The organism is Burkholderia sp. MSMB1498 (genome assembly GCF_001526245.1).
GTDB lineage: Bacteria > Pseudomonadota > Gammaproteobacteria > Burkholderiales > Burkholderiaceae > Burkholderia > Burkholderia savannae.
In genome coordinates this window covers 122,272-133,548 of record NZ_LOYJ01000010.1, presented here as the reverse complement: position 1 = coordinate 133,548, position 11,277 = coordinate 122,272, and the positions used below count along the sequence as shown (strand labels likewise).

The window sequence follows — 11,277 nt, the reverse complement described above, 5'->3', positions numbered from 1 at the left end:
CCGACCGTCCATGCATTCCGAAACCACTTTCGCCGGCCCCGGGGGCGCGCCCGCGGGCGACGGCGTCATTCCCGTGTCCGCGCTCAACCGCGCGATCGGCACGATGCTCGAACGCACGTTTCCGCTGCTGTGGGTCGCGGGCGAAGTGTCGAACTTCACGCGCGCGGCGAGCGGCCATTGGTACTTCTCGATCAAGGATCAACAGGCGCAGATGCGCTGCGTGATGTTCCGCGGCCGCGCGCAGCACGCGGAATTCACGCCGCGCGAAGGCGACAAGATCGAGGTGCGCGCGCTCGTCACGATGTACGAGCCGCGCGGCGAGGTGCAGCTCAGCGTCGAGGCGATCCGGCGCACGGGCCAAGGGCGGCTCTACGAAGCGTTCCTGCGGCTGAAGGCGCAGCTCGAGGCCGAAGGGCTCTTCGCGCCCGAGCGCAAGCGGGCGCTGCCGACGCATCCGCGCGCGATCGGCATCGTCACGTCGCTGCAGGCGGCCGCGCTGCGCGACGTGCTGACGACGCTCGCGCGCCGCGCGCCGCACGTGCCCGTGATCGTCTACCCGGCGCCCGTGCAGGGCGCGGGCGCGGCCGAGAAGCTCGCGGCGATGGTCGAGGCGGCGAACGCGCGGCGCGAGGTCGACGTGCTGATCGTCTGCCGCGGCGGCGGCTCGATCGAAGACTTGTGGTCGTTCAACGACGAGGGGCTTGCGCGCGCGATCGCGGCGAGCGGGGTGCCCGTCGTCTGCGGCGTCGGGCACGAGACCGATTTCACGATCGCCGATTTCGCGGCCGACGTGCGCGCGCCGACGCCGACGGGCGCGGCCGAGCTCGTGAGCCCGCAGCGCGCGCTGTTGTTGCGGGAGCTGAGCGACAGGCAGGGCGCGCTCGCGCGCGGCCTGCGGCGCGGGCTCGATCTGCGCGCGCAGCAGCTCGACTGGCTCGCGCGCCGATTGGTCAGCCCGGCCGAGCGTCTGGCGCGTCAATACACGCACGTGGGCCAGCTCGCCGCGCGGCTCGCGGCGGCGGGCGCGCGGCCCGTGCGCGACGCGCGCGCGCGCTTCGCGCTCGTGCAACTGCGCTGGCAGCGCGCGCGGCCCGACGTCACGCAGGCGCGGCAGGCGCTCGCGACGCTCGCGCAAAGGCTCGAGGCGACGCTGCAGCGGCGCCTCGAACGCGATGCCGCGCGCGTTGCCGCGTGCGCGGCGCGGCTCGAGGTGTTGAGCCCGCAGCGCACGCTGGAGCGCGGCTATGCGGCGCTCATCGACGCGCAGACGGGCCGCGCGGTGCGCGCGCCGTCGACGCTCAAGCCGCAACGCCGGCTCACCGTGCATCTCGCGGAAGGCTCGGCCGACGTGTCGCTTGCCGACGTGCAACCGCGTCTTTCGGATACATTCTGATGATGCGACGCGCGTGCGGCATGCGAAACGGCACGTGCTTCGCGCGCGCCGTTTCGCGCGTCGCGGATGCCGCGTCAACGTCGATTTTTCGGATGTGACGGATAAAGGCCCGCGAGTTTGCGGGGTTATTCGGAGTCGCCTACAATCGGGCGTTCCGCGGCATCCAATATTGCCCTCCCTACATACAACTTCGAAGGAACCGATCATGGCTCATACGCTCCCGCCGTTGCCGTACGCTGAAGACGCGCTCGCTCCGCACATCTCGCAGGAGACGATCCAGTTTCACTACGGCAAGCATCACCAGGCTTATGTGACGAACCTGAACAATCTGATTCCCGGCACCGAGTTCGAGAGCCTGTCGCTGGAAGAGATCGTGAAGAAGTCGTCGGGCGGCATCTTCAACAATGCCGCGCAAATCTGGAACCACACGTTCTTCTGGAACAGCCTGTCGCCGAACGGCGGCGGTGCGCCGACGGGTGCGCTCGGCGACGCGATCAACGCGAAGTGGGGCTCGTTCGACGCGTTCAAGGAAGCGTTCACGAAGGCGGCGGTCGGCACGTTCGGCTCGGGCTGGGCGTGGCTCGTGAAGAAGGCGGACGGTTCGCTCGACATCGTGTCGACGAGCAACGCCGCGACGCCGCTCACGACGGCCGACAAGCCGCTCCTCACGATCGACGTGTGGGAGCACGCTTACTACATCGACTACCGCAACGCGCGTCCGAAGTTCGTCGAGGCGTTCTGGAACATCGTGAACTGGGACTTCGCCGCGAAGAACTTCGCGTAAGCGGCCCGTCATCCGACGAATTCAATTCGGAAAAGAATCGAGCGATACGCAGTGACAAGATTTCGAATCCGTCTCGAAGAAAAAGCCCTCCGCCGGAGGGCTTTTTTTTCGCCTTTAACGGGGGCTCACCCTACTTGCATTGCGTTGACGTTACATCAGCGGATTGGCCGATGGCCGTGAGTTTCGGCATCGACGAGCGGGCCGCATGCGCTCGTCGGGGGACGCATCGCGACGGCCGGCCGATCCGTCCGTTCACCGCGCGCTCTGCGTGAGCGATTGCGGTTCCATCGCATTTTTTTCGGGGCGTGGCGTTGGCTCGCCACGTCCCGTTTCGCCGGGCGACGGTGATTTCATCGTCGCCCGGCATCTTGTGTGCCGTCGCGTCCGGGGGGGCGCGGTGCTTTTCTTTCTTCTTAGAAAAGGTAGATGACAACATGGCACTTTCACGAGGCACTCGCACCTTGATCGGTGCAACGCTTTGCGCATCCGTCGCGCTGATGACCGCTGCTTGCGGCGGCTCGGACGGCTCGGGCGACGGGGCGAGCGCGAGCGTGCTCAAATCGCCGCATGGCCAGGGCAAGTCGGGCACCACCAGCAGCACCGGCGGCACCAGCACCACCGGCAGTACGGGCAGCACCAGCGGCAGCGGCGGCACCAGCAGCACGCAGAGCACGATGGCGCTGCAGATGGCGGACTTCATCCTCGCGCAGCAGGACGTCAACGGCGCGATTCCGGACGAGGCCGGCACCGCCACCGCCAATACGGACTCCGACATGGAGTACGCGTTGATCGGCCTGGCGGCCGCCTACGGCGCCACCCATGACGCCAAGTATCTGAACGGTCTCGAGAAGGGCATCGCGTGGCTCGCCGCACGCGAGGAGATGACCGATCCGGCGTGGACGGGCAGTTGGCGTTACGCGTATTCGATGACGCCGCCGTACGACGCGATCCCGACGTCGCCCGGCGCCGGCATCGCCGACGTGCGCGGCGTGGACGCGACGTCCGCGCTCTTCGTCTATCTGCTCTACCTCGACCGTCAACTGACGGGCAGCACGGCGCTCGTGACGCAATACGGCGCCAACGCGCGGGCGGCGCTCGACTTCGTTCTGGCGAAGAACATCAACCCGAGCGGCTACTCGGGCAGCTCGTGGCAACTGCCCGTCGGCAGCACCACGTGGCAGTTCTGGCCGTACGAGTACGCGGCGGATCAGGGCGACGTCTATCTCGGCATGAACGCGGGCGGGCTGTTGTTCCCGGACAATCCGAACTACGCGGCGAAGGCGGCGTTCCTGAAGGCCAACGTGCCGTCGCAGTTCTACATGACGGACGCGCAGCGTTATTCGGTCGGCCGCGACACGGGCGCTCCGCTCGACGCGGATCTCGGGATCGACACGATCTTCCCGCAGGGCTACCTGCCGTGGGTGTTCGGCGCCAATACGCAGAGCATGGGTTCGATTCAGTGGATGATCAACCAGACGGCCGCCGACGGCAGCATCCGCTCGCCGTCCACCGATCCCGCCTATGCGCTGTCCAACGTGATCCTGCTGCTCGGCGCGCCGACGCAAGGCATGCAGGCGCCGTCGACGACGCTGCCGTGGATCGTCAACAACGTGCTCGATCCGCAGACGTACGGCATCCACGACTTCCCCGGCTCGCCGGACCTGGAGACGAACGTCTCCGGCTTTGCGGTCACGGCGCTGCTCGGGACGAAGGCGTTCCCCTGATCGGGGCGTGAATCCGGCGGGCGGCATCGGATGCCCGCCGGGTTCGGCAATGGCGGCCGGATGCGTTCGACGGAACGCGTCCGGCTCGCCCGCCCGCGCTGCCGGCGACGGCGGCGCGGGGGCGCACGGCGCGATCGCGCCGGCTCGCGCGGCATCGGCGACGCCAAGGCGATGCGCATTCGCGCGCCCGATCCCGCAGCGCAATTCCGCATCCCTTTCCGTGATGTCGTTGCGTCATCCGATCGATGGCGGGCATGCGCGCGCGATCAACGAGGTGCGCGCAGGCGTGGCCGCCGCAGCGGCGGCCGTCGTCGTCGTCGTCGTCGAGCCGCGTTCGACGATCCTCAGATCCTTCGTTCCTTCAATATGCCGATTCGCCGATTCGACGATTTGACGATTTGACGATTTGACGATTTGACGATTTGAATATCCGACCACCGGCGACGATTTGCGTGCCGCAATCGGCCGATCGGGTGGTCGATGCAATCCGATCACGCGGAAAAGACGGCCCACCCCGCGATGCAAGCGCCGATCACCACGATCCAAGGCGGCACGCGCCAGAACGTGAGCGCGACGAACGCGACGAGCGCGGCGACGAAGTCGCGCGGCGCGAGGATCGCGCCCGTCCACACCGGCTGATAGAGCGCGGCGAGCAGCAGCCCGACGACGGCCGCGTTGACGCCCGCGAGCGCCGCCTGCATCCGCGCGTTCTTTCGCCAGCGCTCCCAGAACGGAATCGCGCCCGCCACGAGCAGGAACGACGGCGCGAAGATCGCGACGAGTGCGAGCGCGCCGCCGAGCCAGCCCGACGGCGCATCCTTCATCGACGCGCCGAGAAACGCGGCGAACGTGAAGAGCGGGCCGGGCACGGCCTGCGCGGCGCCGTAGCCCGCGAGAAACGTCTGGCCGCCGACCCAGCCGGGCGCGACGACCGACGCCTGCAGCAGCGGCAGCACGACGTGCCCGCCGCCGAACACGAGTGCACCCGCGCGATAGAACGCATCGACGATCGCGAGCGCGTGGCTGCCCGACGCGCGCGCGGCGAGCGGCAGGCCGATCAGGAGCGCGCCGAACAGCGCGAGCAAGCATGCGCCCGTGCGGCGGCGCAGCGCGATCGGCAGCGGATCGTGCGCGCCGTCGCGCGCGGGATCGACGTGCAGCAGCCCCGCGCAGCCCGCGGCCGCGATGACGGCGAGCTGCGTCCACGTCGACGGCGCGACGAGCGCCGCGCCCGTCGCGATCGTCATGATCGTCACGCGCCGCGCGTCGGGGCACAGATTGCGCGCCATGCCCCAGACCGCCTGCGCGACGACGGCCGCCGACACGATCTTCAGCCCGTGCAGCGCGCCCGGCGCGAGCGCATGGCCGGTCGCGCCGGCCATGCCGTAGGCGAACGCGATCATCGCGAGCGCGGACGGCAGCGTGAAGCCGGCCCACGCGGCGAACGCGCCGGCGTAGCCCGCGCGCGACAGGCCGATCGCGATGCCGACCTGGCTGCTCGCGGGGCCGGGCAGGAATTGGCAGAGGCCGACGAGGTCTGCGTAGCTGCGCTCGCCGAGCCAGCGCCGCCGCACGACGAATTCGTCGCGGAAATAGCCGAGGTGGGCGATCGGACCGCCGAACGACGTGAGGCCGAGGCGCAGGAACGCGACGAAGACGGGCCAGGCGCGGCCGGGGGCGGAGCGGGATGCGTGCATACGGTGGCGGTCGGGCGTGCGGACGGAGGGCGATACGCGATGATAGCGGACGCGCAGGGAGCGCCGCACGGGTGCGCGGATTCCGATCCTGCCGCCGCTGTTTGCGGCTACGGCTGGCCGCGCGCGGCGCGCGCGCGGCTCGCGTCGTCGGTGTCGTTCGCGTTTTCCGCGTCGTTCGTGTTGTTTGCGTCTTTCGCGTCTTTCGCGGCGTCCGCGTTATCCGTGACGTCCGCGTCGCCGGACGCCCGTGCATCGCCTGGCCGCCGCGCGCCGCCGCGCGCGCCATCGCCGGCGTTCCCCGCGTCGCCCACGCCGCGCGCGCCGCCTTCCGCGCGATCCGCCGCGCCGCTCGCCGCCCATAGCGCGTCCAGGTCGATGATCTCGATTTCGCCGACGTGCAGCTTCACGACGCCGCGCGCCGCGAGATCCTTGAGCAGCTGGTTCGCGGTTTGCCGCGACAGCGACAGCATCGCGCCGAGCCGCTCCTGCGACAGCCTGATGCGCCGATGCCGCGCGCTGATCCCGCCGTAGCCTTCGGCGATCATCAGCAGCCGCGCCGCGAGCCGCTGCGCGGCGGGCAGCAGCGTGAGCGCCTCGACGTTCAGGAACGACATGCGCAGCTTCTGCGCCATCAGAAGCGCAAAATGTCGCCAGTAGCGCGGCGTGTCGTCGAGCAATTGCTGCAGCGCAGCTTGCGGGATGTGCAGGAGCAGCGCGTCCTCGAGCGCGATCGCGTCGTGCGTGCGCGGCAGTTCGTCGAAGAGCGCGATTTCGCCGAACCACGTCGTCGGCCCGGCGACGGTGAGAAGCGCCTCCTTGCCGCTCGCGTCGACGGCGCCCACCGACAGCGCGCCGCCCAGCACCGCGTAGAGCCCGCACGGCGCGTCGCCGCGGCGGAACAGGACCTGGCCTGCCGCGAGCCGCCGCGGCGTCGCGGCCGCGGCGAGCGCATCGCGCAGCTCGGCGGGCAGCGCGCCGAACCACGGATGCGCGTCGAGCTGGGAGCGGTAGGGTTCGAGGAGCGGATGCATCGGCCGTGGGGGTGTCGGGTAGCTGACAGAGAAATCGTCGCGTGACGGGCATGATAGCGCTCACTCGCAACCGGCATCGAACATCAGGCGTCAGGAGGAGACACGATGAGAACCTTGGTCGATCAACTCGCGCAGTACGCGGCCTATCATCGCGACGCGCGCAACATCGCGACGCATCTCGTCGGCATTCCGATGATCGTCGTCGCGGTGACCGTGCTGCTGTCGCGGCCGGCGTTCGCCGCGTGGGGCGCGCTTGCGCTCACGCCCGCGGCGCTCGTCGCGCTCGCGGCGGCGATCTTCTATCTGCGGCTCGACCTGCGCTTCGGCGCCGCGATGGCCGTGCTGCTCGCGCTGAGCCTCTGGGCCGGCCGCGCGCTCGCCGCGCAGACGACCGCGCTCTGGCTCGGCGCGGGTCTCGGGCTCTTTTTCGTCGGTTGGGTGATCCAGTTCGTCGGCCATTACTTCGAGGGGCGCAAGCCCGCGTTCGTCGACGATCTGGTCGGGCTCATCGTCGGGCCGCTGTTCGTCGTCGCGGAAGTCGCGTTTTTCGTCGGGCTGCGCGGCGAAGTGCGCGACGAGATCGAGCGGCGCGTCGGGACGGTGCGCGCCGGCGCGCGCAATGCGCGCGTCTGATTCGCGTCGATGGCGACGATCTGCATCTACGGCGCGGGCGCGGTCGGCTGCTACATCGGCGGTCGGCTGCTCGCGGGCGGCGCGGACGTCGCGCTGATCGGCCGCGAGCGGATCGGTGCCGAATTGCGCGCGCACGGTCTTGCGCTGTCCGATTATCGCGGCCGTGACGCGCGCGTGCCGCCTTCCGCGATCGCGTTCTCGACCGTCGATGCCGACGCGGATGCGAACGCTAACGCAGACCTTAGCGCCAGCACCAACGCCAGCACCAACGCCAGCACCAACGCCAGCGCCAGCGCCAACACCAACGTTGCCGCGGCCGCCGAGCTCGTGCTCGTGACGGTGAAATCGGCGGCGACCCCTGCCGTCGCCGCCGCGCTCGCGCGCGTCGTGCGGCCTGGCGCGATCGTCGTCAGCTTCCAGAACGGCGTGCGCAACGCGGACGCGCTGCGCGCCGCGCTGCCTGGCGCGACCGTGCTCGCCGGCATGGTGCCGTTCAACGTGATCGCGCGCGGCGCGGGCGGTTTTCATCAAGGTTCGGCGGGCGAGCTGCAAGTCGAGGCCGCGCCCGCGCTGCAACGTTTCGCCGGCGCGTTCGAGCGCGCGGGGCTGCCGCTCGTGCCGCGCGCGGACATGCGCGCCGTCCAGTGGGCGAAGCTGCTGCTCAATCTCAACAACGCGATCAACGCGCTCGCGAACCGGCCGCTGAAGGAAGAGCTTGCCGCGCGCGGCTATCGGCGCTGCCTCGCGCTCGCGCAGACGGAGGCGCTGCGGCTGCTGTCGGCGGCGGGAATCCGCCCGGCGCGGCTCACGCCGCTGCCCGCCGCGTGGGTGCCGCGATTCCTGAGCGTGCCGGACGCGTGGTTCGCGCGGCTTGGCCGGCAGATGCTCGAGATCGATCCGCTCGCGCGCTCGTCGATGTCGGACGACCTGGCCGCGGGGCGGGCGACCGAGGTCGACTGGATCAACGGCGAGATCGTGCATCTTGCGCAGCGGCTCGGGCGCGCGGCGCCCGTCAACGCGCGCCTGTGCGCGCTCGTGCACGAGGCTGAGCGGGCGCAGGCGCGGCCGGCGTGGGGCGGTGATGCGCTCTATGCCGACTTGCGCGCGGCGGCGCGGGCGGGGTAGCACGGCTACGGCTGCGGCGCAGGACGGGGCGGTGCGAGGACGCTCGCGCGTGGTGCCGCGCGGTTGTCGGAACGCGGCGCTTCGATTGCGTCGCGCCGCGCGGTTCGATGCGGCGATGACCGGCCGCCCGTGATTCGTTCGATCGCCGGTTCGGCGACGGCCGATAGGGCATCGTCGAAGATCGGATGTTGATCGCCGGCGCAGTCGATTTATCATGCTGGCCGACAGGCGACAGGCGACAGGCGACAGGCGACAGGCGACAGGCGACAGGCGACAGGCGACAGGCGACAGGCGACAGGCGACAGGCGACAGGCGACAGGCGACAGGCGACAGGCGACAGGCGACAGGCGACAGCCGGCAGCCGACAGAGTGGAGGCAACAGCCGGTGCTCAATGGTCGATGGCTTCTGGCTCGTCGGCGGCTATCGCATCACGGCCGTCCCGGGCGGATCTCTTGGCGTTCATGCACGCGACCGAGTGCATCGGCCGGGGCGGCCGACGCCACCAACATCAACGCCAACGCCACTTTCGAAGTCGAAGTCCACATCCGCACCAACGCAATCGACACCAGCCGCCGCAACGCGCGGCGAGCCGCGCCCGCGTGCCGAATCTCGTAGTCGCCGCATCGACGCCATCGTCGCCGCGCCTCTCGCCTGCGCGACGTCCGCATGCGCGAAGCGCCCGCGGCGATTACCATGACGCGAGCGCGCGCCCGCGCCCCGCGAGCCGATGCGCAGCCGCCCGCCGAGGAGACGACGATGGACCGCACGACGCTCGACGCGTACGACCGCCACGCGGCCGACTACGCACGCGAATGGGCCGAACAACCCGCGCCCGACGACATGTACGCGCTCCTCGAGCGCTACTTCGAACCCGGGTCGACCGTCGACATCGGCTGCGGCGCGGGCCGCGACGTCGCGTGGCTCGCGAGCCGCGGCTTCGATGCATGCGGCTACGACGGCAGCGCGTCGCTCGTCGCCGAAGCGCGGCGCAGCCACCCGGCGCTGCGCTTCGAGCAGGCGCTGCTGCCCGCGCTCGCGGGCGTGCCGTCCGGCGCGTTCCGCAACGTGCTATGCGAGACGGTGATCATGCATCTGCCGAGCCAGGACGTCGACGCCGCGCTCGCGCGGCTCGTCGAGCTGCTCGCGCCGGGCGGCACGCTGTATCTGAGCTGGCGCGTGGCGTCGGACGGCGCGCAGCGCGACGGGCGCGGCCGCCTCTACGCGGTCGTCGAGCCCGCGCGCGTGCACGCGGCGCTCGGCGACGCATGCGACGTGCTGTTCGAACAGGAAAAGGTGAGCGAGTCGTCCGGCAAGTGCGTGCGCCGGCTCGTCGTCAGAAAGCGCGCTCGCGCGGCCGGCTGAACGTCGCGTCGTGCGCGCGAACGGCGCAGCGACGCGCGGCCAGGAGCGAAGCGGCGGCGGGCGAGCGCCCGTCCCGGTCTAGTCGCGGTGCGCGGCCGCTTCCCAATTGACGTCGACGCACAGCACCTGCATGCCTTGCGCGGCGGGCGTCGCGATCGACGCCGTCACGCACAGGTGCGCTTCGTTGATCGACAGATAGGGCGGCGTGAAGTGCACGCGCCCCGGCACGCGCATCGCCTCGATGAAGTACGGCCGCCGTTCCCAGCTCGCGCCTTCCGAATGCAGCAGCGGGCTGAAGCGCTTTGCGCGTTGCGACGCGTGCACGTGCGGCAGCACGTTGTCGCCGATCTGCCGGCCCGACGCGTCGAGCAGGAAGCAGCGCGCGGCCTCCGGCAGTTCGAGCAGTTCCTTCGACGCTTCGGTCAGGTCGCGGCCTTCGCGCAACAGCGCGCTCGCCTGCAGCAGCGCGGCGACGTACGGCGCGAGGCGCGCGTCCTGCGCGCGCGAACGCTCGGCGACGCGCAGCCGCAGCGCGGCCGACAGCGTATCCATGATCGACGCCGCGACCTGCGGCTGCACCGGCTCGACGCTCGGCCCGGCGAAGTACTGCCCTTGCACGAAATCGACGTCGCATTCGAGCGCGATGAGCGCCTCGCGCTCGGTCGTGATCCCGCCCATCAGCACGAGCTGCCCCGATTCGTGCAGCAGCGACACGAGGCCGGGCAGCACGCGCTCGAGGTGCGAATGCTCGCTCGCCTGCGCGAGGATGCCACGATCGAGCGTGACGATGTCCGGATGCAGGTGCCAGACGCGGTCGATGTTCGAATGCTTCGCGCCGAAGCCGCCGAGCGCGATCAGAAAGCCCGCCTTGCGCAGCCCGTCGACGATCGCCGCGAAGCGCGGCGTCTCGCCGCCCGCCTGCTCGGGCACTTCGAGCACGACGCGCTGCGCAGGCAGGCCGAGCGCCTTCAGGTTCGCGAGGAGCGCGTCGCCGTAGACGGTGTCCATCAGCGCGGCCGGATGCAGGCTCAGGAAGAGCCATTCGTCGTGGCTGTCGAACGTGTGGAAATTGCCGAGATGCAGCGATTCGGCGAGGCGGCCGAGTTCGAGCAGATCGCCGCGGCGCGCGGCCTGCGTGAACACCTCGTGCGACGGCACCTGGTTGCCGTGCGCGTCGTGCGCGCGCAGCGACGCGTGGTAGCCGATCGCGCGGCGATGCGACACCGAGAACACCGGCTGGAACACGCTGAATACGGTGTAGTCGCCGTACAGCACGGTGCGCCGGTTGCCGTCGTCGCCCGCGATCGGGCGCGGCGACTGGAAGCTGGGGGGATCGATGTCGATCATGCTCATGATTCGGCTGCTTGAGAACCGTCAGTTTACCTACAGAATAGGCGAGCAAGAACTGTGCGCAAAAAGGCGCTCCGGCGTGCCGCAGCATCGCGCGCCGAGCGGGGGGCGTGCACCCGTGTGGTGCGCGGCGCTTCGCGATGGCGCGAAAGCCGGGCGCGCGGCCCCTGGGGCGAT

At 70.3% G+C, this 11,277-nt stretch carries 10 protein-coding genes and 1 pseudogene; 7 read left to right on the top strand and 4 right to left on the bottom strand.

Translation table 11 applies throughout. The features are described from left to right. Positions 1-10: 10 nt before the first annotated feature. Together xseA and sodB are read left to right on the top strand one after the other, a co-directional pair. Positions 11-1,393 carry an exodeoxyribonuclease VII large subunit gene (xseA, locus tag WS91_RS02565; protein WP_059669678.1) on the top strand — a complete coding sequence of 461 codons (1,383 nt, stop codon included), beginning with the start codon at positions 11-13 and terminating at the stop codon, positions 1,391-1,393. Positions 1,394-1,598: 205 nt separating this feature from the next. After that, on the top strand, positions 1,599-2,177 hold the full coding sequence (gene sodB / locus WS91_RS02560; RefSeq protein ID WP_038752078.1) for a superoxide dismutase [Fe]: 579 nt from the start codon (positions 1,599-1,601) through the stop codon (positions 2,175-2,177). A gap of 130 nt (positions 2,178-2,307) precedes the next feature. Here the strand turns inward: sodB and WS91_RS37120 are convergent, their stop codons facing one another. Further along, a complete protein-coding gene (locus tag WS91_RS37120; protein ID WP_226377154.1) occupies positions 2,308-2,877 on the bottom strand; it encodes a hypothetical protein in 570 nt (189 codons plus the stop codon). Here WS91_RS37120 and WS91_RS02555 point away from each other — a divergent pair. Both WS91_RS02555 and WS91_RS02550 read left to right on the top strand, forming a co-directional pair. Beyond that, positions 2,864-3,901 (top strand): hypothetical protein, encoded by a 1,038-nt coding sequence (locus tag WS91_RS02555; protein WP_226377153.1) that lies wholly within the window; start codon positions 2,864-2,866, stop codon positions 3,899-3,901. The two genes, WS91_RS37120 and WS91_RS02555, sit on opposite strands and share 14 nt — an antisense overlap. Before the next feature lie 60 nt (positions 3,902-3,961). After that, positions 3,962-4,303 carry a hypothetical protein gene (locus tag WS91_RS02550; RefSeq protein ID WP_156432266.1) on the top strand — a complete coding sequence of 114 codons (342 nt, stop codon included), beginning with the start codon at positions 3,962-3,964 and terminating at the stop codon, positions 4,301-4,303. An 89-nt stretch (positions 4,304-4,392) separates the two neighbouring features. Here the strand turns inward: WS91_RS02550 and chrA are convergent, their stop codons facing one another. Beyond that, entirely contained in the window at positions 4,393-5,598 is a 1,206-nt protein-coding gene (gene chrA / locus WS91_RS02545) for a chromate efflux transporter (RefSeq protein ID WP_059669676.1), read from the bottom strand. A 284-nt stretch (positions 5,599-5,882) separates the two neighbouring features. After that, positions 5,883-6,629: pseudogene (locus WS91_RS02540) on the bottom strand (Crp/Fnr family transcriptional regulator); the annotation flags it as partial. A 105-nt stretch (positions 6,630-6,734) separates the two neighbouring features. On the opposite strand from WS91_RS02540, the gene WS91_RS02535 reads away from it, so the two are divergent. The 3 genes from WS91_RS02535 to WS91_RS02525 all read left to right on the top strand — a co-directional run bounded on the left by WS91_RS02535 (position 6,735) and on the right by WS91_RS02525 (position 9,750). Next, positions 6,735-7,262, top strand: a complete 528-nt coding sequence (locus WS91_RS02535) for an Mpo1 family 2-hydroxy fatty acid dioxygenase (protein WP_038752067.1) — start codon at positions 6,735-6,737, stop codon at positions 7,260-7,262. A 9-nt stretch (positions 7,263-7,271) separates the two neighbouring features. Then, positions 7,272-8,387, top strand: a complete 1,116-nt coding sequence (locus WS91_RS02530; protein WP_059669675.1) for a 2-dehydropantoate 2-reductase — start codon at positions 7,272-7,274, stop codon at positions 8,385-8,387. 757 nt (positions 8,388-9,144) lie between these two features. Next, positions 9,145-9,750 (top strand): class I SAM-dependent methyltransferase, encoded by a 606-nt coding sequence (locus WS91_RS02525; protein WP_059643820.1) that lies wholly within the window; start codon positions 9,145-9,147, stop codon positions 9,748-9,750. 78 nt (positions 9,751-9,828) lie between these two features. Here the strand turns inward: WS91_RS02525 and WS91_RS02520 are convergent, their stop codons facing one another. After that, a complete protein-coding gene (locus WS91_RS02520) occupies positions 9,829-11,103 on the bottom strand; it encodes an EAL domain-containing protein (RefSeq protein ID WP_059581473.1) in 1,275 nt (424 codons plus the stop codon). Positions 11,104-11,277: the final 174 nt, after the last annotated feature.